General features: G+C 63.4%; 21 protein-coding genes. 6 read left to right on the top strand and 15 right to left on the bottom strand.

Annotated elements, in window-relative coordinates; genetic code table 11:
• Window positions 1-17: 17 nt before the first annotated feature.
• Window positions 18-2,828, top strand: coding sequence for an aminomethyl-transferring glycine dehydrogenase (gene gcvP, locus FJ941_RS04915; protein ID WP_140503552.1), 2,811 nt, complete (start codon window positions 18-20; stop codon window positions 2,826-2,828).
• Here the strand turns inward: gcvP and FJ941_RS04910 are convergent, their stop codons facing one another.
• The 10 genes from FJ941_RS04910 to cpaB form a co-directional block, all read right to left on the bottom strand.
• Window positions 2,829-4,022, bottom strand: a complete 1,194-nt coding sequence (locus FJ941_RS04910; protein WP_246673693.1) for a GGDEF domain-containing protein — start codon at window positions 4,020-4,022, stop codon at window positions 2,829-2,831.
• Between the two features lie 149 nt (window positions 4,023-4,171).
• Window positions 4,172-4,645, bottom strand: a complete 474-nt coding sequence (locus FJ941_RS04905) for a tetratricopeptide repeat protein (protein WP_140503550.1) — start codon at window positions 4,643-4,645, stop codon at window positions 4,172-4,174.
• A 137-nt stretch (window positions 4,646-4,782) separates the two neighbouring features.
• The gene (locus tag FJ941_RS04900; protein WP_181169714.1) at window positions 4,783-5,613 is read right to left on the bottom strand and encodes a hypothetical protein; all 831 of its coding nucleotides are present in this window, start codon (window positions 5,611-5,613) and stop codon (window positions 4,783-4,785) included.
• Between the two features lie 88 nt (window positions 5,614-5,701).
• Entirely contained in the window at window positions 5,702-6,664 is a 963-nt protein-coding gene (locus tag FJ941_RS04895; RefSeq protein WP_140503548.1) for a type II secretion system F family protein, read from the bottom strand.
• A 1-nt stretch (window position 6,665) separates the two neighbouring features.
• Window positions 6,666-7,631 (bottom strand): type II secretion system F family protein, encoded by a 966-nt coding sequence (locus FJ941_RS04890; RefSeq protein ID WP_140503546.1) that lies wholly within the window; start codon window positions 7,629-7,631, stop codon window positions 6,666-6,668.
• A 5-nt stretch (window positions 7,632-7,636) separates the two neighbouring features.
• On the bottom strand, window positions 7,637-9,058 hold the full coding sequence (locus tag FJ941_RS04885; RefSeq protein ID WP_140503544.1) for a CpaF family protein: 1,422 nt from the start codon (window positions 9,056-9,058) through the stop codon (window positions 7,637-7,639).
• On the bottom strand, window positions 9,055-10,263 hold the full coding sequence (locus FJ941_RS04880; protein ID WP_027145010.1) for a response regulator: 1,209 nt from the start codon (window positions 10,261-10,263) through the stop codon (window positions 9,055-9,057). Before FJ941_RS04880 ends, FJ941_RS04885 begins: the two co-directional genes overlap by 4 nt.
• Before the next feature lie 33 nt (window positions 10,264-10,296).
• Entirely contained in the window at window positions 10,297-10,566 is a 270-nt protein-coding gene (locus FJ941_RS04875; RefSeq protein WP_027145011.1) for a hypothetical protein, read from the bottom strand.
• 4 nt (window positions 10,567-10,570) lie between these two features.
• A complete protein-coding gene (locus tag FJ941_RS04870; RefSeq protein WP_246672983.1) occupies window positions 10,571-11,956 on the bottom strand; it encodes a type II and III secretion system protein family protein in 1,386 nt (461 codons plus the stop codon).
• 90 nt (window positions 11,957-12,046) lie between these two features.
• Window positions 12,047-12,970 (bottom strand): Flp pilus assembly protein CpaB, encoded by a 924-nt coding sequence (cpaB, locus tag FJ941_RS04865; protein ID WP_246672981.1) that lies wholly within the window; start codon window positions 12,968-12,970, stop codon window positions 12,047-12,049.
• Between the two features lie 237 nt (window positions 12,971-13,207).
• Between cpaB and parE the strand changes: the two genes are divergently transcribed.
• Both parE and FJ941_RS04855 read left to right on the top strand, forming a co-directional pair.
• Window positions 13,208-15,265 (top strand): DNA topoisomerase IV subunit B, encoded by a 2,058-nt coding sequence (parE, locus tag FJ941_RS04860; protein ID WP_140503540.1) that lies wholly within the window; start codon window positions 13,208-13,210, stop codon window positions 15,263-15,265.
• Window positions 15,266-15,309: 44 nt separating this feature from the next.
• Window positions 15,310-17,379, top strand: coding sequence for an FUSC family protein (locus FJ941_RS04855; RefSeq protein WP_140503538.1), 2,070 nt, complete (start codon window positions 15,310-15,312; stop codon window positions 17,377-17,379).
• On the opposite strand, the gene FJ941_RS04850 is transcribed toward FJ941_RS04855, so the two are convergent.
• Complete coding sequence (locus FJ941_RS04850; protein WP_140503536.1) at window positions 17,376-18,497, bottom strand: DUF2336 domain-containing protein; 1,122 nt, start codon at window positions 18,495-18,497, stop codon at window positions 17,376-17,378. The genes FJ941_RS04855 and FJ941_RS04850 overlap by 4 nt on opposite strands.
• Window positions 18,498-18,645: 148 nt before the next feature.
• Here FJ941_RS04850 and FJ941_RS04845 point away from each other — a divergent pair, with 148 nt between their 5' ends.
• Both FJ941_RS04845 and FJ941_RS04840 read left to right on the top strand, forming a co-directional pair.
• Window positions 18,646-19,098 carry a MaoC family dehydratase gene (locus tag FJ941_RS04845; protein WP_140503951.1) on the top strand — a complete coding sequence of 151 codons (453 nt, stop codon included), beginning with the start codon at window positions 18,646-18,648 and terminating at the stop codon, window positions 19,096-19,098.
• Window positions 19,098-19,979 carry a CoA ester lyase gene (locus FJ941_RS04840; RefSeq protein ID WP_140503534.1) on the top strand — a complete coding sequence of 294 codons (882 nt, stop codon included), beginning with the start codon at window positions 19,098-19,100 and terminating at the stop codon, window positions 19,977-19,979. The genes FJ941_RS04845 and FJ941_RS04840 overlap by 1 nt, the downstream gene beginning before the upstream one ends.
• A 3-nt stretch (window positions 19,980-19,982) precedes the next feature.
• Here the strand turns inward: FJ941_RS04840 and FJ941_RS04835 are convergent, their stop codons facing one another.
• Both FJ941_RS04835 and FJ941_RS04830 read right to left on the bottom strand, forming a co-directional pair.
• Window positions 19,983-20,591 (bottom strand): flavin reductase family protein, encoded by a 609-nt coding sequence (locus FJ941_RS04835; protein WP_140503532.1) that lies wholly within the window; start codon window positions 20,589-20,591, stop codon window positions 19,983-19,985.
• On the bottom strand, window positions 20,592-21,176 hold the full coding sequence (locus tag FJ941_RS04830) for a nitroreductase (RefSeq protein ID WP_140503530.1): 585 nt from the start codon (window positions 21,174-21,176) through the stop codon (window positions 20,592-20,594).
• A 153-nt stretch (window positions 21,177-21,329) separates the two neighbouring features.
• Here FJ941_RS04830 and FJ941_RS04825 point away from each other — a divergent pair, with 153 nt between their 5' ends.
• Window positions 21,330-22,292, top strand: coding sequence for a hypothetical protein (locus FJ941_RS04825; RefSeq protein WP_140503528.1), 963 nt, complete (start codon window positions 21,330-21,332; stop codon window positions 22,290-22,292).
• Between the two features lie 3 nt (window positions 22,293-22,295).
• Here FJ941_RS04825 and FJ941_RS04820 read toward each other — a convergent pair whose 3' ends face one another.
• Window positions 22,296-23,234: a GNAT family N-acetyltransferase gene (locus FJ941_RS04820; RefSeq protein WP_140503526.1), complete on the bottom strand. Its 939-nt coding sequence runs from the start codon at window positions 23,232-23,234 to the stop codon at window positions 22,296-22,298.
• Window positions 23,235-23,319: 85 nt separating this feature from the next.
• Window positions 23,320-25,296 carry a threonine--tRNA ligase gene (gene thrS / locus FJ941_RS04815; RefSeq protein ID WP_140503524.1) on the bottom strand — a complete coding sequence of 659 codons (1,977 nt, stop codon included), beginning with the start codon at window positions 25,294-25,296 and terminating at the stop codon, window positions 23,320-23,322.
• Window positions 25,297-25,302: the final 6 nt, after the last annotated feature.

Below are 25,302 nucleotides of genomic sequence, written 5' to 3'. Positions count from 1 at the left end.
ATCAGGAATTTACTGACATGACCGCAGCACCCTACCCCTTCTCGGCCCGCCACATCGGGCCCGGCCTTGCCGACGTCAGAGCCATGCTCGCCGTCCTCGGTGTTACCTCGGTCGAGACGCTGATCAGCCAGGCCGTGCCGAGATCGATCCGCCTCGACCAGCCGCTGGCCCTGCCGGAGCCGGCCAGCGAAGCCGAAGCGCTCGCCGAATTGTCGACGATCATGGCAAGGAATACCGTGCTGAAGAGTTTTATCGGTGCCGGTTACCATGGCGTCCACGTGCCGCCGGTCATCCAGCGCAATCTGTTCGAGAATCCGGCCTGGTACACCGCCTACACGCCCTACCAAGCCGAGATCAGCCAGGGCCGGCTCGAAATGCTGTTCAATTTCCAGACGCTGGTCACGGAACTGACCGGCCTGCCGGTGGCATCGGCTTCATTGCTCGACGAGGCGACAGCGGTCGCCGAAGCGGTCGGCATCGCGCTACGCCATCACCGCGACAAGCGCACCAAGGTGGCACTCGCCGGCACGCCGCACCCGCAGACGCTGGATGTGGTGCGCACCCGCGCCGAGCCGCTCGGCATCGAGATCGACGGCGAGACGATCGACGACAACACCGCAGCCCTGCTCGTCTCCTGGCCGGACACTTTTGGCGTCTATGGCGACCACAAGGCGGCGATCGAAAAAGCGCGCGCCACCGGCGCCATTATCGTCTTCATCGCCGACCCGCTTGGCCTGACGCTGACCGACGCGCCGGCGAAACTCGGCGCCGACATTGCCGTCGGCCCGATGCAGCGCTTCGGCGTGCCGATGGGCTTTGGCGGCCCACACGCCGCCTATTGCGCCGTCTCCGACAAGCTGACACGGCTGATGCCCGGCCGCCTGGTCGGTCAGTCGACCGACAGCAAGGGCCGTCCCGGTTATCGCCTCGCCTTGCAGACACGCGAACAGCACATCCGCCGCGACAAGGCGACGTCCAACATCTGCACCGCGCAAGCGCTGCTTGCCAATATGGCGACCGCATACGCCATCTGGCATGGCCCGGCGGGCCTGCAGGCGATCGCCGGGCGCATCCATGCGCTGGCCAATCGCCTGGCGAGCGGCCTCAAGGCCGCGGGTGTATCGGTGCTCGGCTCCAGCCGTTTCGATACGGTGACGGTGGAGGTCAAAGGCAAGGCCCCCCGGATCGCTGCCGCCGCCGAAAAGACCGGCCGGCTGCTGCGTGTGCTCGACGCCGACCAGGTCGGCATCAGTTTCGACGAGACCTCGACCGATGCCGACCTCGATGCGATCGCGGCTCTGTTCGACGCCAAGGCTGCTTCTTCCGCCGACAGCACGGTGCCCGGCAAGCCGCGCGGCAAGGAGTTTTTGACCCAGCCGGTCTTCCATGAGAACAAGTCGGAAACCGAGATGATGCGTTTCCTGCGCCGGCTGGCCGACAAGGACCTGGCGCTCGACCGCGCCATGATCCCGCTGGGCTCGTGCACCATGAAGCTCAACGCCGCGGCGGAAATGATGCCGGTGAGCTGGCCGGAAATCGCCAATTTGCATCCCTTCGCGCCATCAGCGCATTCGGCCGGCTACCGCGCCATGATCGGCGAACTGGAGGGCTGGCTGTCGGAGATCACCGGCTTCGACGCCGTGACGTTGCAGCCCAATGCCGGCAGCCAGGGCGAATATGCCGGGCTGCTCGCCATCCGCGCCTATCACCGCTCGCGCGGTGAGGGTCATCGCACCGTCTGCCTGATCCCCTCCTCCGCACATGGCACCAATCCGGCGAGTGCCGCGATGGCCGGCATGAGCGTCGTCGTCGTGCGCTGCCTGGAAGACGGCAACATCGACATGGACGATATGCGCGCCAAGGCCAACGAGCATTCCAGGAATCTCGCGGCGCTGATGTTCACCTATCCATCCACGCATGGGGTCTACGAGGAAGGCGCGCGCCACCTCTGCGCGCTCATCCATGAGCATGGCGGCCAGGTCTATTTCGACGGCGCCAACCTCAATGCCTTGGTCGGACTTGCCCGTCCCGGCGACATCGGCGCCGACGTTTGCCACATGAACCTGCACAAGACCTTCTGCATCCCGCATGGCGGCGGCGGACCGGGCGTTGGTCCGATCGGCGTCAGGGCGCATCTGAAACCCCATCTGCCCGGCCATGTCACCGAAGGCTCGGCGCATGCCGTGGCAGCCGCTCCCTTCGGCAGCGCTTCCATCCTGCCGATCACCTGGATGTACATCCGCATGATGGGCGCTTCCGGCCTGAAGCAGGCGACCGAGACGGCGATCGTGTCCGCCAATTACGTCGCGACGCGGCTCGCGCCGCACTTCCCGCTGCTTTACAAGGGCAGGAGCGATCGTGTCGCCCATGAATGCATTCTCGATACCCGCGTGCTCAAGGAGAGCGCCGGCATCAGCGTCGAGGACATCGCCAAGCGCCTGATCGACTATGGTTTCCACGCGCCGACCATGTCGTTTCCGGTCGCCGGCACGCTTATGGTCGAACCGACCGAGTCCGAGCCCAAGCGCGAGTTGGACCGCTTCTGCGAGGCCATGATCGCCATTGCCGGCGAGGCGGCGAAAGTGGCCAAAGGCGAATGGCCTTTGGCCGATAATCCGCTGGTCAACGCCCCGCATACATCGGCTGAGGCGCTGGCCGGTCAATGGAACCACCCTTACTCGCGCCTCGAGGCGGCCTATCCCGCCGGCGACGCCGACACAGCGGCAAAGTACTGGCCGCCGGTATCGCGCATCGACAATGTCGCGGGAGACCGCAACCTGGTCTGCTCCTGCCCGCCGCTGTCGGACTATCTGGGTGCGGCCGAATAGCTACGCGGAGCGCAAGGCCGATTTGACCGGGTCGGCCTTGCCTTTGCGGCTGATGACGCAATTTCGCCCCGCACGCTTGGCGGCATAGAGCATGGAGTCGGCCCTGGCCAGCACCTCGTCGAGGGTGCTGCCGTCGGCTTCGCCGAATCCAATCCCGCCGCTGACCGTGCTGCGCAAGGGACCGAGCGGGGTGGGCACGATTTCCGTGCCGAAAGCGACGCCGATCTTGCTGGCAAGATCATAGGCGCGCTCTTCCGTCATCCTCGACATGACGATCGCGAACTCCTCGCCGCCCAAGCGAAAGGCGTCAACCCCGGTCCTGGCATATTTCCTGATGACGGCGGCGAAGCGGCAAAGGACCTGATCCCCGACCGGATGTCCATAGATGTCGTTCGTCCGCTTAAAGTGATCAAGGTCAAACATGACGATCGCCATGAACGGGCCGAAGGTGCGCTCGCCATAAAGCGACGTCAGACCGCGACGGTTCATCAGTCCGGTCAACGGGTCGGTCATGGTCTCGGCCTTGAGCTCGATCTGCGCCTGCAAATGATGGAGCGAAAGCGTCAATGCGCCGAGGCCGGTCATACAGGCCACCGCCACGACCGAGTTGAGGCGTTCGGCCCAATTGTCGGGCGCGACGCCGAGCGTCCACTGCCCTTTGGTCATCAGAACCACGCCGCAGAGGGCAAACGACAGCGCACAGGTGCCGCTCAGGAATGACACCACCAGCAAGATGCGGCGATCATGACTGCCGTTGATCCAGAACATGGCTCCGATCGTCGAGAGCAGCGCGGTAACCGTCGCGTAGGTGATCACGAAACCGATACCGTCAAGGCCCATGAAGGTCACGGCCGCACAGATAGCCATGGCGGCAAATGTCGGAGCAATCGCACGCCTGTGGTCCGGCACACCGAGATATTGCATGGCCGAAATGCAGATAATCAGAAAACCCAGGCTGAGCAGCGCCAGCGCGACCTGGCAAAGCAGCGGATCTGGCTCCCTGGTATAATGCCAGAACAGGATCACATGCGCGACGAGCACGAGAATGCCGCATGCCACCGTCAGCACGAATCTGGCCTGCGGCGCGGTGGCCCAGATCGCTAACATGGTGACACTGAGACAGACGCCCGACAGCGCGGCTGCGAGCAGGAGCGAACTGAAATCCAGCATATCGGGCGGGGGCCTCTCAAGCATCGGCGGTTGCGCCGCATCCTAGGTCAGCGGCAGCCCTCGGACATGGTTTTCAGGCGATCTCTCGACCCAACCTGCGGATACGGTTTACAAAGCGTCGATGCCACCTGTCCCGAAACCGCACCCCTGGCCGGCGCGAGGATCAAACGGCATCAGCCCTTGTTGAGCAACGCGAGATTGGCGTCGACGACGGCGGGGTCGGCCATGCCGGCCTTCGCCTCCAGCAGCAGCGCCCTGGCCTTCTTCTTGTTGCCGCGCAAAAGTTGCGAATAGCCCATGTTGTTGACGATCTGCGGTTTGCGGCCGGCGACCTTCACAAGCTGGCCATAGGCGCGGTCGGCGAAGTCGAAGCGGCCGAGTTCGTCATAGGAAGCGGCAAGCCCCATCCAGGCCTCGGCATTGTCGGCCTTTAGTTCGACGGCCTTGCGGAAATGCGCTTCGGCAAGACCATAGTTGGCATCGCGAAACTGTGCCTTGCCTTGCGCCAGGTCGGATGTGTCGACATCCTTCGCTGCCGGCCGGATCGCGGTGGTCTTGGTCGTGTCGACGTTATTGTTCGTCGTGCACCCGGTGATCATCAGGACGGCCACCATCGTGACCACTGCCGCAAATTTTATCTGACGCATACCCTGCCCCGTCGCCCGATTTGCCGGGTCGTTCTTCAGGGAAAGACACTACAGCACAGCGATTAAGCTTCGGTGCCGAAATGCGCCCAAGTTTTGGTTTCTGGCACACCAGCCATTAACCATCGCCAGCGGCGTTCTCACGGCTCCAGGGCCTTGAGCGTCGCCGGAAGCTGATAGCGGTTGCCGTCATAGCGCAGCCGGTAAGTCCGCTTCACGGACTTGCCGGGGTGGGATTGGCACTCGCCATTCTTGTCGGGAGCGGGTTCGTCGGTATTCATTCGCGCGGTCACGGTGATATCGTGATAGCCCTGATGGCTCGCCCGGCTCATCGCCAGGCTGACCTGGCTAGAATGAAAGGACCCGGCGCAATTGGTATCGCCTTCGCCGCCAAAGCCGGCCACGTCGAAGCCATCGAGCACCATCCGTAGCGCATCGCCCTCGAGGGCATAGAGTCGCAGGTCGGTTTCCCTGAAGGGATTGGCCTGCGAATGAGTCGCCATGTCGATGCGCAGGCCGAAGGCGGTGATTTTGGGCGCCAGCTGATAGTGGCCTGCATCGAATCCGACGCCGCGGATGGCGATGGCATCATCGTTCATCAGCCCGGGCTGGAGCAGGCGCTGGCGCACCTGCTGGTTCTTCCTGTCGACGACCAGAAGCTCGATATCGCCTATATGCATGTCGCCGACGGATTGGGCGCTGTCGATCAGCGGTACCGCGACCAACAGCAGTTGGTCATGGGCGGGCCAGATCTTGCAGACCAGCCTTGGCGTGTCGTAGCCCGGAGGCGTCAGGGCGATGCTGGTGTGAGGTTCGAGCGTGAACGAGGCGCCGTCGGCGCTCTTGCGGGCCTTGGGATAGGCCTGCTGCACCAAGGCGGCAGCATCGCCGCAATCGCCGGCCGCGGCCTGGGCCGGCGGCAAGCTGGCCGCGGCGAGGCCCAGCAAGAGGGTGGGCAACAGTATTCGCATGGACTTCTCGTTTATTCGCGGACTTTGCGGGTCCGATGTATCACTTCGACGGATGTTTGCATGCCTGATTACGTCGACGCGGCGCCCTTTAGTGACCCGTCATTTTGACGATGATGGGAATGACAGCGATCATCAGAACCACCGGCAGGATGCAGACCACGACCGGCACGGACATCTTTGCCGGCAAGGCATGCGCCTTCTCCTCGGCCAGCGACATGCGCTTGTGGCGCATTTCATCGGAAAACACCCTGAGCGCGCCCGACAGGCTGGTGCCTAGTTCCTTCGACTGCTGCAGGAGCGTGGCAAAGGAGCGTACCTCGTCGAGGCTGAGGCGATCGGCGAGCGCCTTCAGCGCGTCGTCGAGGCTGCGCCCCGCCCGAAGCTCGAGCGATACGAGCTGCAGGTTCTGGCTGAGCGAAGGATAGGTCCTGGCGAGTTCTTTCGAAACGCGCTCGACGCCCGCTTCCATGCTCATGCCGGCATCGGAGCAGACGATCATCAGATCCATGAAATCGGGGAAGCCGTTGCGGTATTCGCGCATCTTTTCCCGCACCTTCTGGGTCAGTACCAGGCCCGGCAGGAAATAGCCGGCAGCGCCCGACAGGATGATGAAGGTCCACCGGCTGGTCATGGTCGCGTCCGGGCTGGCCATCCACCGGTTGAGCACGAAGACGGCGAACGTCGTGCCGATCATTGCCGTGAACCGGATGAGGAAGAACATGCCGACGGCGCGCGGCTCCATGTAACCGGCCTGGATGAGCTTCAAACGCAGGCGGGCAACATTTTCCGGGTCGCTCTTGGCGTAGAATTCCTGCGCCCTCTTCACCGCTTTTTCGCGCACGACGCCGCTGTTCTTCTTCTGCGCGGGTTCGGACTTGGCCACCACCGGACCGTGGTCGACCTTGAGCCGGCGCATGACCTCGTTGCGGTCGCCCCTCGCCGCCACCATCGGCCAGGCGACCGCCGCGGCACCCACGGCCAGCAACAGCATGGCGACCGGCATCAGCGACGTCGGCGCGAGGGAGGCGAGGAATTCGATGACGCCTTGCATGTCAGAACCTGAAGTTCGACATCTTGAACATGATCAGATTACCCAGCATCAGCCAGCTAACCGATCCGCCGATCATGTACCATGTCTTCGGAACGCCCCAGACGTCGCTGTAATATCCCGGCATCATGGCCATGATCGCGGTGAACAGCAGCGCCGGCACGGCCGTCAAAATGTAGGCCGACAGGCGGCCCTCGCTCGAAATGGCCCGCACCTTGCGGCGCAGCTTGCCGCGTTCGCGGATCGTCGTCGACAGCCCATCGAGGATTTCGCGCAGATTGCCGCCCGAGCTGGTCTGGATCGAGACGGCGGTGACGAACAGCGGCAAATCCTCGTGGCCGACCCGGTCGAAAAGCGAGTTCAGCGCCGAGACAAGGTCAGAGCCATAGGTGACTTCGTCGGCAATGACGCCGAATTCCGTGCCGATCGGATCGGGCATCTCGCGCGACACCATGGCAATGGCCACCGGCACCGGGTGACCGGCCTTGAGGCCGCGCGTGATCAGTTCCAGTGCCTCGGGCAGTTGGATGCCGAAACGCTTGAGCCGGCGCTTGCGCATGGAGCGCATCGCCATGACCGGCAGCAGCGGCATCAGCACGACAACCAGGATGAGCCCCATCAACAGCGGCAAGCCGCGCGAGATGGCGAACAGGGCCACGGCCATCGCCACGCCGCAGGTGATCATCAGGAATTTCGAGAGCGGCATGACCATGCCCGACTGCGTGCGCAGGGCACGGAACCGGCCGGGCGAGAACAGCGACGTTCCCGCGTCGAGACCGCGCTCCTTGCGCAGCTGGATCAGCACCTGTTCCTGGCTGATCTTGTTTTCCTGCAGCTTCATACGCCGGTTGATGGCGGTTCGCTTGTCGCTACGACCGGCATAGAGCAGGTAGACCGCTTCGGCGACCATGATGCCGGTCAATGCGGCCCCGGCATAGACGACATAGATCGCGCTGAACCCATCGAACACCCCGGCTACTCCTGCGGCCGGCCGGGTTCGAAATAACGTCCGGGAAACTCGATGCCCATCGCGCGCAGATCTTCCAGAAAACGCGGTCGTATGCCGGTCGCCTCGTAGTAGCCAAGGATCTTGCCATCAGCCTCCATGCCGGTGCGCACGAAGCGGAAGATCTCCTGCATCTGGATGACATCGCCTTCCATGCCGGTCACCTCGGCGACGCTCGTCACCTTGCGCTTGCCGTCGGAAAGCCGGGTCAGTTGGACGATGATGTCGATGGCGCTTGCGATCTGGCTGCGGATCGACTGCACCGTCATTGGCATGCCGGTCATGCCAAGCATCTGCTCCAGGCGCGAAATACAATCACGTGGCGTGTTGGCGTGGATGGTCGCCATCGAGCCTTCGTGGCCGGTGTTCATCGCCTGCAGCATGTCGAAGGCTTCCTCGCCGCGGCACTCGCCGAGGATGACCCGGTCGGGACGCATGCGCAGCGCGTTCTTGACCAGGTCGCGCTGTTTGAGCTCGCCATGGCCTTCGATGTTGGCGGGGCGTGTTTCCATGCGCGCGACGTGCGGCTGCTGCAATTGAAGCTCCGCCGCGTCCTCGATGGTGATCAGCCGCTCGTCTTCCGGAATGAAGGCCGACAGTGCGTTGAGCATCGTCGTCTTGCCGGTGCCGGTACCGCCCGAAATGATTGTCGTCTTGCGGGCATGCACGGCTGCCGCCAGCACTTCGGCCATGTTCTGTGTGATGGCGCCGAATTCGACCAGCCTGTGCAGGCCAAGTTTGTTCTTGGAGAACTTGCGGATCGACACCAGCGGGCCATCGACGGCCACCGGGCGGATGGCTGCGTTGAAGCGCGAGCCGTCCAGCATGCGAGCGTCGACCATCGGCTGCGATTCGTCGACCCGGCGGCCGACGGCGGCCACGATCTTGTTGACGATTCTGAGCAGATGCGCCTCGTCCTTGAACGGGATATGGACCTGCTGCAGCTTGCCCTTCTTTTCGACGAAACAGTTCTGATGACCGTTGATCAGGATATCGTTGATGTCGGGATCCTTGAGCAGCGGCTCGAGCGGGCCGAGGCCGACCATCTCGTCGACGATATCGTCGACCAGCGCGTCGAGTTCGGCGGTGTTGATCGCCATCCGCTCCTGGCGGGTCTTTTCCGACACGAAATCATGCACTTGCCGGCGCATTTCATCCTTGGGCAAGCGCTCCAGCGCGACCAGATTGATCTCCTCGAGCAGCATCCGGTGGATGCGCACGCGGGCATCGAGCACCTTGTTGGCATTCTTTGCCGGTGCTGCTTCCGGTTTCGCCGGCAAAGCCTTTCGGCTGGTCGGGATGACGACGGCATGATGCGCGACCGGTGTTGTTTCCGCCGGACGCTGCGGGCGCGCGTCACGGTTCTGCAGAGTTGAGAAACGGCTGGTCATCCAGCTTTCCTTTTCAAGAGGCCCCTGCCGAAACCGAACAGCGACTTCGACTTGCTCGCCGTCGCCACTGCCTCTTCCGGGAGGATGATCTTCTTCAGGTCGTTGACGACATTGGCATTGGGATCGATCTCGTGCAGCGGCACGCCGCGATCGACCGCCTCGCGCACCAGCCGGTAGTTGTTGGCGATGCCGCCGACAAAATGCTCGCCAAGGATTTCCTGGACATCCGCCTGCTTGATGCCGTTGTCGAACATCTTCTGCTCGAAACGGTTGACGATCACGTTCGGCTTCACTTCCTTGCCCGCGGTCTCGTAGACGGCCTGGATCAGCCGCTGCGTATGGCGCAGGCACGGCACCGTCATTTCGGCAACGATGTAGAGCTTGTTGGAACCGAGCAGCACCGTTTCCGTCCACGGAAACCAGGTGCGCGGCATGTCGATGACGACATTGTCGAAATAGGCCGAAACGAGGTCCAGCATGCGCACCACGACATCGGTCTTGAACGAGCGCATTTCAGCCGGATGCGTCGGCGCCGCCAGCACGCAAAGTCCGCTGGCGTGCTTGGACAGCATCACATCGAGCAATTGCCGGTCGAGGCGCTCGGGCTGGTTCTCGATCTCGGTGATGTCGAAACGCGGCTCCAGATCGAGATATTCGGCGCAGGCACCTTGCTGGAAATTGAGGTCGACCACACAGGTCGAGGCGCCGCGCGTCACCGAATGATGCAGCTGGAACGCGGTCTGCAGCGCCAGCGTCGTGGTGCCGACGCCGCCGGCGGCGGGCATGAAGGTATAGATCTGCGATTCGGTGTTTTCCTCGCGCCCGGGCCCCTGCAACGCTCGCACGACCGAACGCACGAGGTCGGCCGTGGTGATCGGCTTGACCAGGAAGTCGGCGACCTTGAGCTGCACCAGGATGCGCACGGCGGCGGCGTTGAACTCCTGGGTGACCACGACCACCGGTGCCTTGCCCTCGAGCCGGCGCATGACGCGCTGCAGGGACTCGATTTCTTCCAGTTTCGCCGCATCCATGTCGACGATAACGACGCCGAACTCGGCTTCCTGGACCTCGCCGCGCAGCTCGGTGACGTTCTTCTCAACCGTCATGAGCTGGATGATCTCGGAGGCGGCAAAGGCGGTCTTCGTGTCCTGCGCGAAGGTCCGGTCTGTCGATACGAGCAGGATCTTCTTGGTGCTGTTTGCCATTCTCGCCGCCTGTGAGGTCGATCGCCGTCTGGATCAGTTGCCGGTGGTGGTTTGCGCTGCCTTGGCGCCGGCCGCCTGATCGGGTGTGACCGGTTCGGCGGTTCCGCGCTTGGCGGGCACGAGAAGCCTCGTGTTCTGGACCCCATACTTCCACGGGTCCACCATCTGCATGACGGTGTTGGCCGCCTGCGCCTCACCGGCGACTGACGTCACGCCTTCGCTGCGCAGATAGTCGTCGCTGGTGCAGCCGCTTGCCAAACCGGCAAGAAGCAGGGCGATGCTCGATCTCAGGACCAGACGCATGATTTCAGTCCTTCGGCAGGTCGAGGAAATGACCGACTTTGGTCGCGGAAGCGCCCCGCACGGCGCTGCCGTCAGCCAGCGCCAGCGCACGGTTGGTGTCCGACGCCTTCACCTCCTCGGTGTTGTTGAGGAAATAGTCGACGTTGCTGGCGGGCTGCGTGCCATCGGTCGGCACAGCCAATTTCTTCGACGGGTCGACCGGCTTGACCAGATAGGGTGTGACGATGATGACCAGGTCGGTCTCGCGCCGCTGATAGGATTTCGACGAGAACAGCGACCCCAGCACCGGCATCTTGCCGAGACCGGGAATGCGCGACGTGGTGATGTCGTTCTGGGATTGCAGCAGCCCGGCGATCATGAAGCTCTGGCCGTTCTTCAGGTCGACCGAGGTCTTGGCGCGGCGCACGATGAACCCCGGCACCGAAATGTTGCCGATATTGTAGGACGCTGAAGCGTCGATCGAGGAGACTTCCGGCGCGATGTCGAGGCTGACCAACCCGTCCTTCAGCACGGTCGGCGTAAAGTCCAGGCTGACGCCGTATTTCTTGTAGCTGACGGAGATCTTGCCATTGTCCTCGGAAACCGGGATCGGGAATTCGCCGCCGGCAAGAAAGCTCGCCGTTTCGCCGGATCGGGCAATCAGGTTCGGTTCGGCCAGCCTTCGGGCAAGGCCGCGCTCCTCCAACGCCTTGATGGCGATGTCGATCGAGACGCCATTGGACAGCAGCCGGCCAATGATCTCGCCAGTCCCCGCCGCCGGCACCGAGCCCGGATCGAGAGAGACATCGCGACCGCCGAAGCCGTAGGCGAAATTGGCGCTGTATTTCGCGCCCAGGTCCTGCCCGGCCTGGCGGTTGATCTCGACGAAGCGGACATTGAGCTGGACCTGCTGCGACGAGGAGATATTGACCGAATTGATCACCTCCTCATTGCCGGAGAAGCGGGTGGCGATCTTGTTGGCCTTTTCGGCGGCGACCGCGTCATCCGCCTCGCCCGACAGCACCACGCGGCCATTGGCCGAGCCGACCTTGATCTTGGCGTCCGGCACGCTGGCACGGATGGTGCTCGCCAATTGGTCGGTGTCGAGCGTCACTTCGATATCTACGGTGCCGACGAGCTGCTTCTTCTCGTCGAACAGCGCAATGCCGGTGGTGCCGAGATTGTTGCCCAGCACATAGAAGGATTTGTCGGTCAGCGGGTTGACGTTGGCGATCTCCGGATCGCCGATGACGATCTGATAGAAGGCCGCGCTCGTCATGATCGTCTTGGGCTTGCCCTTCGCGACCTTGATCGAGGCATTCCTGGTCGACGAGACATAGACGATGTCGTTGTCCGCCCTGGCCGCGCCAACGAAGGCGAGCATGCCGCTCGCGGCCAGTGAAGCCGCCATGGCCAAGGCGCGCACGAAACGCAACAGATTCGTCATTCGATATAAGGTGTGCATCACCATGATCCCGTCCCGCCCGGTCCCCACCGGTCTTTACTTCTGGTCCCGCGAAGGGACTTGGTATTCCTCGGCCTGCGTGCCGCGCGTCACGATCACCGTCTTGAATTTCGGCTTCTCCGGCTCCTTGGCGATGGCATCGAACAAGGAGCCGGCGGCGGCCTGGGCATTGGAAGCCACGGATCCGCCGAAGGACGAGATGGTGGTGACGCCGTTCTTGCCGTCGCCGCCTTCGCTGGCGGAGCGCAGCGACAGCGACAGCGTGCCTACCGTGCGGGCAAGCGCCACTTTCTGCGCGCCTTCGGTCGTCACCTCGAGGGTCACGGAATTGGCCACCTGCGGCGTCGTCTGGCGCTCGTCGGCGCCCTGCCCGACGCTCAGCACCTTGGCGTCGGCAACGACGATCTCCGAGGTGATGGTCGAGCCGGCCGCGCCTTGCGCGTTCTTGGCGACTTCCTGGATTTCGCCGGCATCGCGGGTGAGCACGACATCGACCCGGTCGCCCGGCGTGACGAAGCCACCGACCCCAGCGATCTCGTCGGTGCGGATGGTGACCGCCCGCATTCCGGGCGTCAGCATATTGGACAGCGTCGCGCGACCGTTCGGTCCCGACAGCTTGGTGAGCAGCAACGGCTCATTGACCTCGATCGGCGACAGCACGACCCGGCCCCCTTCGCCGAGCAATCCATCGATGGTGGCAAAGGCCCCCTGCGGCAGGGACTCCTGCGGCCACGGAATTTCGCTGAGCTTGGCGCGGTCGAGCTCCATGCCATAACGCAACGGCGCATTGGCCACCACGATGGTCTTGAACTCTATTTTGGGTGCTGGAGCGGAGATCGACGCCGTTTTCTCCTGGGCATCGGCCTTGGCCTGGCTCTTGACCCAGAAATCCGCGGCAAAGATCGAGATCGCGCCGAAAACGGCGGCGATGCCGATCATCGTTATGGCCTTGCCCCTCACGCCGAAACCCCTGATGCCCGTCGTTTCTTGTTATGTTGGGCTCACGCTAGTCCGCATTGGTAAAGAATCGGGAATCTTGTGAGGTGGCATTCGACCGATTTCCGCCTGCTTGGTTATCGAATGGTTTTAGGGTAAGAGGGGTTAAATCCCCGAACGTAACAGGAACCTCCGTCGCCTGGCGCCGAAAAGCGTGGCAGTATCGACGGGTGATTCGCAGCACCGGACCCTATGGTTGGCATGGACGATAACAACGATCTCTTCGGCAATGTGGGCAAGCAGCAGCAACCGGTTCGCACGCCGGCGCGCCCGGCCGACCCGCTGGTGCAAGCGGCCGCCAGGCGCCCGGCCGCTGCCAAGGATGGCAGCGAGGGGTACAGCGCCGCCGACATCGAGGTGCTCGAAGGCCTGGAGCCGGTGCGCCGGCGGCCGGGCATGTACATTGGCGGCACAGACGACAAGGCGATGCACCATCTGTTCGCCGAGGTCATCGACAATTCGATGGACGAAGCGGTTGCCGGCCACGCCACCTTCATCGATGTCGAGCTTTCAGCCGATGGTTATCTCACTGTCACCGACAATGGCCGCGGCATCCCGGTTGATCCACATCCGAAATTCAAGAAGCCCGCGCTCGAAGTGATCATGACGACGCTGCATTCGGGCGGCAAGTTCGATTCCAAGGTCTATGAGACATCAGGTGGCCTGCACGGCGTCGGCGTTTCCGTCGTCAACGCCCTGTCGGATCATCTCGAAGTCGAAGTCGCGCGCGGCCGCCAGCTTTATCGCCAACGCTTTTCACGTGGCATTCCGATAAGCGGTCTGGAGCACCTGGGCGAGGTGCACAACCGCCGCGGCACCAGGACGCGTTTCCACCCCGACGAGCAGATTTTCGGCAAAGGCGCGGCATTCGAGCCGGCGCGTCTCTACCGCATGACGCGTTCGAAGGCCTATCTGTTCGGCGGCGTCGAAATCCGCTGGACCTGCGATCCCTCCCTGATCAAGGAAAAGGATCAGACACCGGCCAAGGCGGAATTCCATTTCCCCGGCGGCCTCAAGGATTATCTGAAAGCGTCGCTCGGCGACGAATTCCAGGTGACGCGCGAAATCTTCGCCGGCAAGAGCGACAAGCAAGGCGGCCATGGCTCGCTCGAATGGGCGGTGACCTGGTTCGGCGGCGACGGCTTCATCAATTCCTACTGCAACACCATCCCGACCGGTGAAGGCGGCACCCACGAGGCCGGCTTCCGCAACGTGCTGACGCGCGGCCTGCGCGCCTATGCCGACCTCGTCGGCAACAAACGCGCTTCGATCGTCACCTCGGAAGACGTCATGATCTCGGCCGCCGGCATGCTGTCGGTGTTCATCCGCGAGCCGGAATTCGTCGGCCAGACCAAGGACAGGCTGGCGACGATCGAAGCGATACGCATCGTCGAGACCGCGATCCGTGACCCGTTCGACCATTGGCTGGCCGACAATCCGCAGGAAGCCTCGAAGCTGCTCGACTGGGTGATCGCGCGCGCCGATGAGCGGGTGCGCCGCCGCCAGGAAAAAGAGGTGTCGCGCAAGAGCGCTGTGCGCAAGCTGCGCTTGCCGGGGAAGCTCGCCGATTGCACGCAGAACGCGGCGGCAGGTGCTGAACTCTTCATTGTCGAAGGCGATTCCGCGGGCGGCTCGGCAAAGCAGGCGCGCGACCGCGCCAGCCAGGCCGTCTTGCCGCTGCGCGGAAAAATCCTCAACGTCGCCAGCGCCGGCAATGACAAGCTGGCCGCCAACCAGCAGATATCGGACCTGATCCAGGCGCTCGGCTGCGGCACGCGGTCAAAGTACCGTGACGAGGATTTGCGCTACGACCGCGTGATCATCATGACCGACGCCGACGTCGACGGCGCCCACATCGCTTCGCTGCTGATCACCTTTTTCTACCAGGAGATGCCGGCGCTGGTACGCGGCGGCCATCTCTACCTGGCGGTGCCGCCGCTTTACTCGATCAGGCAAGGCGGCAAGGTCGCCTACGCCCGCGACGACGCGCACAAGGACGAGCTTCTGCGCACCGAATTCACCGGGCGCGGCAAGGTCGAGCTCGGCCGCTTCAAGGGCCTGGGCGAGATGATGGCTGCGCAGCTCAAGGAAACCACTATGGACCCGAGAAAGCGCACGTTGCTCAGGGTCGATGTGAACGAAATCGATTCTGCCACCAAGGACAGGGTCGATGAGCTGATGGGCACCAAGCCCGAAGCTCGCTTCCGCTTCATCCAGGAACGCGCCGAATTCGCCGAGACGGAAGTGCTGGATATCTAGCCGCTGGCGAATTTAGCTTGCGTTCCTGACATGGAGACCAGCATGTGACCTGGGCGCGGCTGAAAACCTATTTCGAGACGAGCCTGGCCGGGCTGACGCAACCGACGCGCTCCGACTGGATTTTCGCCCTGCGCACCGTTTTAGCCGGCATGATCGCGCTTCTCGCCGCCTATGCGCTGAAGCTCGACCATCCGCAATGGGCGATGATGACGGTGTTCATCGTCGCCCAGCCGGTTGCCGGCATGGTGCTGGCGAAAGGCTTTTACCGGCTGCTCGGCACACTTGCCGGGGGTATCGCGGCAATCGGCATCACCACGGCGTTCGGCACCGGCCCCTGGATTCTGGTGACGGTGCTTGCCGTCTGGATTGGCATTTGCACCTTCGTCTCGTCGCTGCTGCGCAATCCCGAGGCCTATGGCGCCGCCCTTGCCGGCTACACCGCCATGATCATCGGCCTGCCCGCTTTCGGACAGCCGCATGTGGTCGTTGACCTCGCGGTCGCGCGTTGTGCCGAGATCGTGCTCGGCATCGTTTGCGCCGGCCTCACCAGCCGGCTGATCCTGCCAAAACTGGCCAGCGACGCCATTATCTCGCGGCTGAAACGCTGCATTCTCGACCTCGCCACTTACGCCGGCGGTGCGTTCTCCGGCGGAGACCGGGCAACCCTCATCGGCCTGCACCGGAAGCTTGTCGCCGACACCCAGACGCTTGGCGAAATGCGCGCCTATGCCAGGCTCGAAGCGGCGAGCTTCGCGCCGCGCGCGCATCCGGTGCGACGCACCATCGGACAGCTGCTCTCGGCCCTTTCGGCGGCGCGCGCGCTCTATTCGCATGCCGCTCCGAAAAACGCAGCCCTCATCCCGGTGCGCTCGGAGTTGCAAGCCCTTGTCAGCGAACTGGCAGCCAAGCCGGGAGCGCTGGACGACACCTCGCCCTGGTTGGCACGACTCGACGCGATCTCGATCAGAGCACGGCAAATACCCGATGCTTCGACCGAACAGGGTGAGGACAGGGTCGGCACCATCACCCGCCTCACCATCGCGGCCGATTTTGCCGAGGCGCTGAAACAGGTGCTTCGTGGCCTCGACGCTTTGCGCGCGCCCGTCAGTCGCCGACGAGGTCCCGGCAGCCGGCAGCCGGCCTTGGTGGTGCATCGCGACTATCCCGGTGCCGCGCGCAACGCCATCCGCGCGGCCCTTGCCACGTTGCTGGTCGCGGCTTTCTGGCTGACGACGAAGTGGTCGGAAGCGGCCGGCACCGTCATCCTCGTTGCCGTCGTGTCGAGCCTGTTTGCCGCTCGCCCCGACCCCGTGCAGGTATCCTGGGGTTTCTTCAAGGGAACGCTGCTCGCTTTGCCATTCGCCTTTCTCGTCGGTCAGATCGCGCTTCCCGCTCTGCCCGGCTTCGGCTGGTTCATGCTGTTCGTCGTGCCCATCATGGTGCCGGCGGCACTCGCCATGGCCAATCCGCGCTATGTCGGGGTGGCGACGGCCTTCGCCATCAACTTCCTGGCCTTCCTCAGCCCGCACCAGGCAATGACCTATGATCCCGGCCCCTTCTTCGCCGGCTCGGCATCGATCCTGGTCGGCATCCTGCTGGCAATCGGCGTCTTCATCGTCGTGTTGCCGGCGGACCCATGGCTGGCCGCCGACCGCATCGTGCGAGCCATGCGCGAGGATCTGGCGCGGCTTTGCCTGCATGAGCGCTTGCCGAGGCGTTCGGCCTTCGAGAGCCTCGCTTATGACCGGGTCAATCAGTTGATGCCGCTGGTGCAGAATTCCGGCAGGAAGGGTGAGGCGGTGCTGGGCGGCGGCGTCGCCTCCGTCACGGTCGGCCTAGAAATCCTGCGGCTGCGCACTGCGAGCCAAAACCATGCCATCCTATCGGAAACGACGCTTTCAATCGCTAACTTCCTGAGGGGATTGGCGCGCGAGCTGCTTTTCCGTGCCTCCGGCGATCCGCAAACAGCGACCATTGCCGTCGCCCGGCAGTACGCAGCAGGCATCGCCCAGCGAGACGCCACCGGCGACATGCTGCAAGTCGCGGCGTCCCTGCGCATTATCGCCGCGGCAATGGAGGATTTCCCGGATTTTTTCGCGAGGGATAAAACCTAGGCTGCGGCGATCGCCAGCGCATGGCCGCGTGCGTTCTCGCGCAGAGCATCAAGGTGGATCGACTTGACCAGGGCGGCGAGATCGCCTTCGGCGGATTGCCCGCCCAATTCCTTGAGCATCAGCCAGCTGACTTCCTGAACACCGGCGACGCGCTTACCGTTGGCAACCTCGCGCCAGATCTTCAGCGCACGCAGGATGACCGCATGCGTGGCGGCAGCCAGGCCTGCGCTGCGAAACAGCGCCTGCAGGGCCACATCGTGCCCGCCGGCCAGTAGCGCCCTCACCCGTGCTTCGGACTGCTGGCTGAGCGCGACCAGCGCTGAGCCGAAGAAATCGACCTTGCCATGCGCGATGGTGCGGATCAGGAAGCTCGCGGTGAGATCGCCGCGCAGCCTGAGATGCTCGATCAGCGCCGCGTGCTCTTCCTGGCGCGTGCCTTCGATCAGCGTCACCGAGGCCTTGACGCAGGCGTCCCGCATGACGCGGTCGGCTCGCGCGGCTCCCATCAATGCCAGAACCAGCGGCGATGTCTTCAATGTCTCGCCGAGCTTGACGAGCAGCATATGCCGGCAGTCGGCAGGCAGGCGCGCGTCGGATATCAGCGCCTCGCGCACCAGAGGCAGATGGCCGTGGCGTTCAGCCATGCGGCGGAAGCTGAGGGAGGCAATCTCGGCGCCGGTGTTGGCCAAAAGCACGGCGCAGGCCTCCGCCTCGCCGATCTCGGCGATGGCCGCCGCCAGCGCCATAGAGACGAGCGGCCGGTCGGCGATCAGTTTCTGCGTTGCCCTCTGGCTCCCCGCCACACGGTTGATCAGATCGGCGTCGGTGAGCAGCGGCGAGCGCGCCAGCACGACCCCGGCGACTTCCGGCTGGTCGGAGGCGAGCACGCTGATGATCTGCAGCGGCGCGTGGTGGCTCATCGAGAGCGCCTCGGCCATCGCCAGCCGCACCTTTGACGAGGCGTCGTCGAGTAGCAGCGTCAGCGCCGCCTCGGCGGCGCAGCGGTCCTCGAACGGCAATTCGGAATTGACATAGGCCCGGGCCAGCGCACTGGCGGCGGCGGCGCGCTCCGACACCCTGGCCGTGCAAATCCATCTCAAAAAATGCGAAACAACCATGCGCCTGCTTACGCCCCTTGCCAGAACGTTCCTGGCCCCGTGGTGACGGTAGGCAGAAATGGTTTACGAACGGTTCACCATGTTCATTAACTGGCTTGCGAGCCTGGAAAGCAGCGCCTATCAACCTTTTGCAGCAGAGGAGCAGGACATGGCCGGGCTTTATCTCCAGGAGTTCGTCGTCGGCCACGTCTTCCAGCACACGCTGCGCAAGACCGTCACCGAAAGCGACAACATGCTGTTCTCGGTGATGACGCTGAACCCGCAACCGCTGCATATCGACTTCGACTTCGCCGCCAAGAGCGAGTGGGGCAGGCCGCTGGTCAACTCGCTGTTCACGCTCGGCTTGATGATCGGCATCTCGGTCAACGACATCACCGTCGGCACCACTGTCGCCAATCTCGGCATGAAGGAAACCGTGTTTCCGCACCCGGTATTTCATGGCGACACCATCCGCGTCGAAACAACGGTGATTTCGGTGCGCGAATCCAGGTCGAAACCCGATCGCGGCATCGTCGAATTCGAGCATCGCGCCTATAATCAGCATGGCGACCTTGTTGCCAAATGCACGAGACAGGCGATGATGCTGAAGAATGCGGCCTGATGCGTTCGCTGCTGTTCGTTCCCGGCGATTCCGAACGGAAGCTCGAAAGGGGTTTTGGCGCCGGCGCTGACGTGGTCATCGTCGATCTCGAGGATTCCGTCGCGCCGCAGAACAAGGCGCCGGCGCGCGAGATCGCGGCGCGCTTCATCCTTGAACGCAGGGGGCAAACCAACTCGGCGATCTATGTCAGGGTCAACGATCTATCGACCGGACTGACGGATGACGATCTGGCGGCGCTCGTCGCAGCGAGGCCCGACGGCATCATGCTGCCCAAGTCGAACAGCGGCCAGGATGTGCAGCAGCTCGCGGCCAAGCTCAGGGTCCGGGAGGCCGAGAACGATCTGCCCGACGGTTCGATAAAAATCCTGCCGATCATCACCGAAACGCCGGCGGGTGTGCTGGCGGCGGCGACCTATGCGGGGACAAGCGCGCGGCTTGCTGGTCTCACCTGGGGCGCGGAAGACCTGTCGGCCGCGATCGGCGCGCGTGCGGCCCGCGACGATCACGGCGCCTACACCGATCTCTTCCGTCACGCCCGCCTGATGACCATCCTCGCGGCGGGGGCTGCGGAGGTCGCCGCGATCGACACCGTGTTTCCGAATTTTCGCGACATGGCGGCCTTCGCCGCGGAATGCGCCGAGGCCGAGCGTGACGGCTTCACCGGCAAGATGGCGATCCATCCCGATCAGGTGCCCGTTATCAACGCCGCCTTTACGCCCTCGGCCGAGGCGGTGAGACAGTCGGCGGCCATCGTCGCGGCGTTCGAGGCAGCCGGAAATCCTGGCGTCGTCGGCATCGACGGCAAAATGTTCGACCGACCGCACCTGCGGCTGGCCGAACGCCTTTTGGCGCGCGCGAGGGCGGCCGGGACATCCGCCTGACGGCTACTCCTTGCCCCAGCGCGGCCGGCGCATCGAAAAGACCTCGTTGACGCTGGCATAGTCCATGTAGCCGAGACGAGCGACATTGCCGGCCTTGGTGATGTCGAACAAGCCGTCTTTCAGGAAAGCATCGTCGATATGCACGCCGATCACCTCACCGGCAACGACGACGGCGCTTGTCGCAGATCCGTCCAGCGCCTTTGGGCGAAACACTTCCGTCACCCGGCATTCGAGCGCCGCGGGTGCCGCCGCTACGCGCGGCGGCCTGACGAGACGCGAGGGCGCCATGGCGAGATCGGCATAGACGAATTCGTTGACGCCACGCGGCGCGTCGACGGACGTATAATTCATCTTCTCCGCAAGGTCGCGGCCGACGAGATTGGCGACGAACTCGCCGCTTTCCTGGGCAAACGAGGCACTGTCCTTCTCGCCCTCGGAGGAAAACCAGACGATAAAAGGCCGGGTCGAGACCGCGTTGAAGAAAGAATAGGGTGCGAGGTTGATCTCGCCTGCCCCGTTCAGCGTCGAGATCCAGCCGATCGGACGCGGCGCCACGATGGCCTTCGAAGGATCGTGCGGCAGTCCATGCCCCTTCGCCGGTTCGTAAAACATTCAGCCCGCCCAAGGCCCGGCGTAATCGGCATAGAGCTTTGCCGAATCGGGCCGTGGCCGCTCCGGCGCCGGACCGGCATAGGAACCGATATGGATAAAACCGACAACGCGCTCCTGCGGCGCCAGTCCAAGAATCGCCCTGCCCTCCGGCACGTCGGAATACCAGTTGCTGATCATATTCGTGCCATAGCCCAGCGCATTGGCCGCGATCATCAGGTTCATCGCCGCCATGCCTCCGGACAGGAACATCTCCCATTGCGGGATTTTTGGGTTCTCCCTGGGAATCGACACGACACCGATCACCAGCGGCGCGCGCGAGAACCGCGCCAGTTCCTGGTTGCGACGGCCCTCGGGCAGCGGACCTTCGCGCTGCTCGGCCAAGGCCGCCAGCTTTTTACCGATCCCGATGCGGGTTTCGCCGCGATAGAGGATGAAGCGCCAGGGTTCGAGCCGTCCATGGTCGGGCACGCGTGAGGCGGCGGCAATCATCGTGGCGATATCGGCGTCGCTGGGCGCCGGCTCCTTGAGGTCGGGAATAGGCGCTGAATTTCGGGTCAGCAGGAAGTCGATGATCGGCGACGCCATGGGCGCAAGTCTCCTGGCACTCTGTTTTGAGCTGAAGCGCACCATCGGGAATTCGGGCGGCTCGGGCAAAGGCGCGCTAGCGCCGGGCTGAAGAGTCACGCATCGGACTCTTAAGCCTTGAAATTGCCACCGCCATGGGCTTCAACGCAAGGCATGTTTGAGGGGCGACTGCGTCTTTTCCTGATCCGGCTCTGCGCCGCGCTGTTCCTGCTGCCGGTCTCCATGGCTGTCGCGCAGGAAAAGGACGGCGTCAGCGACCTGAGACTTCCCGGAATTTCGAGCTATGCGACGCCGAAGAGCGAGACCCCGCTGGCGCTTGGCGGCGGTGGGGCCATCACCCTGTCGGCCCAGTTGACCACCAAAGGCACCGACATCACCCGCGGCCTCGTCTGGCGTGTCTTCAAGCCTGAAACCGTCAACGGCAAATTGCCGATGGTCGCCTCGGCGCATGGCGGCAGCGCCGTCTTCCAGCTCGAACCCGGCAGTTATCTGGTCCACGCCTCCTATGGCCGTGCCGGCGCCACCAAGCGCATCACCGTCGGCAAGGAAGCCAAGCGAGAAAGCCTGGTGCTTGATGCCGGCGGCCTGAAGCTCGACGCGGTTCTGTCCGGCGGCGTGCGCATTCCGCCGAAAAGACTGCGCTTTTCGATCTATGAGGGCACCGCCGACGCCAATGGCGATCGCGCGCTAGTCATTCCCGATGTCGAACCCAACAGCGTCGTGCGGCTCAATGCGGGCATCTACCACGTCGTCTCGACCTATGGCGCGGTCAACGCCGTCATCCGATCCGACATCCGTGTCGAGGCCGGCAAGCTGACCGAAGCCACCGTCGAGCATCACGCCGCCGAAATCACCATGAAGCTGGTGCGCGAGGCGGGTGGCGAAGCGATCGCCGACACCTCCTGGTCGCTGCTCAACGAATCCGGTGATCCGATCAAGGAAACCGTCGGCGCCTTCGCCTCGATGGTGCTGGCCGAAGGCGACTACACCATCATCGCCAAAAACCGCGACCGGATCTACCAGAAGGATTTCACGGTCGTTGGCGGGCAGAACCAGGAGATTGAGGTTCTCGCTACCGAAGCAGCGGCCATGGATCCGGAAGAAGGCGCGGACTAGCTTTCAGGCAGCCAGCTTGGTCCGCGCCGGAAGGAACGGGATGCGACGGCGCGGCAGGGCCGGAGCCAAGTCGAACACACCGCGATAAAGCCGGTCGAGCAACGCCTTGCGATCGCGCAACGGCTCCAGTTCGCTCCAGCTGAGTACATTGCCGACGCGCACCTCGATCGCCTTGCCGGACAGCCGCGCGAATTCACGGATGAGCAGCGAGGTACGCAAGGTCAGCGAGGCCTTGCCGACGAATTTAGCCACACGCCCGTCGCGCTCGGCCATGTTCATCGGACCACTGACCAGATGGAAAAGCCTGCCGTTCTGGCCGGAGAAATGCATGGGGACGACCGACGCCTTGGCTTCCTGGACGAGACGGGCCGGAAACATCTTCCATGGCAGATCGCGCGCGCGGCCAAAACCCTTGGGCGCGGTGGCGACGCCGCCAGCCGGAAACACAACGATGGTGACGCCCTCCTTCAGCAGCCGCACCGCTTCATGGCGCACCGCCATGTTGTTCTTCACCGCGTCCTTGGTCTCGGAAAAGTCGATCGGCAGCGAATAAGGCTCCATCTCGCGAATCCTGAGCAGATCCTTGTGGATCATCACTCGAAAAGGTCGCCCGAGTTGCTCTGCCAGTGACAGCACCGCGATGCCGTCGCCGATGCCGAACGGATGGTTGGCAACGATCACCAGCGGCGTGTCGGGCAATTGCGCTGGCGGCCATTGGTCGGGGCTTCGCACGCCCACATCGATGAGGTCCAGCATGCGGCTGAACACACGCTCACCGGTCGGCACAACCTGATGGCGCCAGAATTCATAGAGCGCGGCGAACCGGTCGCGGCCCGAAAGGCCTTCCACCGAATGAATGAACCAGCGCGCCAGAGCCGGCTGGTGCGGATTGGCGTAAGAAAGCTCGGGGAACGGTCGTTCGCGCGATTTCAGCTTGAGCATAAGGGCTCGTTACAACGTTGCCGTGACAGGGATATGAAAACGGCGGTGGAGCGATCCACCGCCATTCGATCGAGAACACTTCGAATCAAGCAGCGCGCTTGCGTCGGCGGTCGGGTGTGATCGCTTCTTCGGTCAGCCGTTCGATTGCTTCGGCAAGGCCAAGCGATTCCTGGTCTCGCGAACCGAGCCGGCGGATATTGACCGTCTGCTCCTCCGCCTCGCGTTTGCCGCAGACGAGGATGACCGGCACCTTGGCCAGGCTGTGCTCACGGACCTTGTAGTTGATCTTCTCGTTGCGCAGGTCGGCTTCCGCCAACAGCCCTGCGGCCTTCAGCTTCGCGACGACCTCGGTCGCGTAACTGTCGGCGTCCGAAGTGATCGTCGCCACCACCACCTGCAGCGGCGCGAACCACAGTGGGAAATGGCCGGAATAGTTCTCGATCAGTATGCCGAGGAAACGCTCCATCGAACCGCAGATGGCGCGGTGCACCATGACAGGCTGCTTCTTCTCCGAATCCGAGCCGATGTAGAATGCGCCAAAACGTTCCGGCAGGTTGAAGTCGACCTGCGTCGTGCCGCATTGCCATTCGCGGCCGATCGCATCCTTCAGCACATACTCGAACTTCGGCCCGTAGAAGGCGCCCTCGCCCGGGTTGATCGAGGTCTTGATGCGGTTGCCGGAGCGCGTCCTGATCGTCTCCAGCACGCTGCCCATGATCGCCTCGGCATGATCCCAGGCCTCGTCGGTGCCGACACGCTTTTCCGGCCGCGTCGACAATTTGACGCTGATTTCGTCGAAACCGAAATCGGCATAGGTCGACAGGATCAGGTCGTTGATACGCAAGCACTCGGAAGCCAGCTGTTCCTCGGTACAGAAGATATGCGCATCGTCCTGCGTGAAGCCGCGCACGCGCATCAGCCCGTGCAGCGCGCCCGACGGTTCATAGCGATGCACATTGCCGAATTCCGCAAGCTTTACGGGCAGATCGCGATAGGATTTCAGCCCATGCTTGAAAATCTGCACGTGACCGGGGCAGTTCATCGGCTTCAGCGCGAAGACGCGGTCATCGTCGGTTTCATCGCCTGCGACCGTCACCTTGAACATGGCGTCCCGGTACCAGCCCCAGTGGCCCGATGTCTCCCACAGGCTCTTGTCGAGCACCTGGGGTGCATTGACCTCCTGATAGCCCTGTTCGTCGAGCCGGCGGCGCATGTAGTTGACCAGGTTCTGGAACATCTTCCAGCCCTTGGCGTGCCAGAAGACGACGCCCGGCCCCTCTTCCTGGAAATGGAACAGGTCCATTTCGCGGCCAAGCTTGCGGTGGTCGCGCTTCTCGGCCTCATCCAGCATCATCTGGTAGGCTTCGAGCTGCGCCTGGTCGGCCCAGGCCGTGCCATAGATGCGCGTCAGCATCGGATTGTTCGAGTCGCCGCGCCAATAGGCGCCGGCCACCTTCATCAGCTTGAAGGCGTTGCCGATCTGCCCGGTCGAGGCCATATGCGGACCCCGGCAAAGATCGAACCAGTCGCCCTGCGCATAGATCTTGAGATCCTGATCCTCGGGAATAGCGTCGATCAGTTCAAGCTTGTAGCGTTCGCCCTTGTCGGCGAAGACCTTTTTTGCCCTGTCGCGCGACCAGACCTCTTTGGTGAACGGCTTATTGCGCGCGATGATCTCGCGCATCTTCTTCTCGATCACCGGGAAATCGTCCGGGGTGAACGGCTCGTTGCGGGCAAAGTCGTAGTAGAATCCGTTCTCGATCACCGGCCCGATGGTCACCTGCGTTCCCGGCCATATCTCCTGAACGGCTTCCGCCAGCACGTGCGCGGTGTCATGACGGATGAGTTCCAGCGCACGCGGGTCTTCGCGGGTGATGATCTCTACCTTGCCGGATTTGCCCAGGGGATCACTGAGGTCGCGCACGGTGCCGTCGATGGCATAGGCCACGGCCTTCTTGGCCAGCGACTTCGAGATCGACTCGGCAAGCCCGGCACCGGTCATCGCTGCGTCGTAGTCGCGCACGGAGCCGTCGGGAAATGTCAGGGAAACGGAATTCAGCATATGTAT

Source organism: Mesorhizobium sp. B2-3-13, from assembly GCF_006442195.1.
Taxonomy (GTDB): Bacteria; Pseudomonadota; Alphaproteobacteria; order Rhizobiales; family Rhizobiaceae; genus Mesorhizobium; species Mesorhizobium salmacidum.
This window is presented reverse-complemented; position numbering and strand designations above follow the sequence as displayed.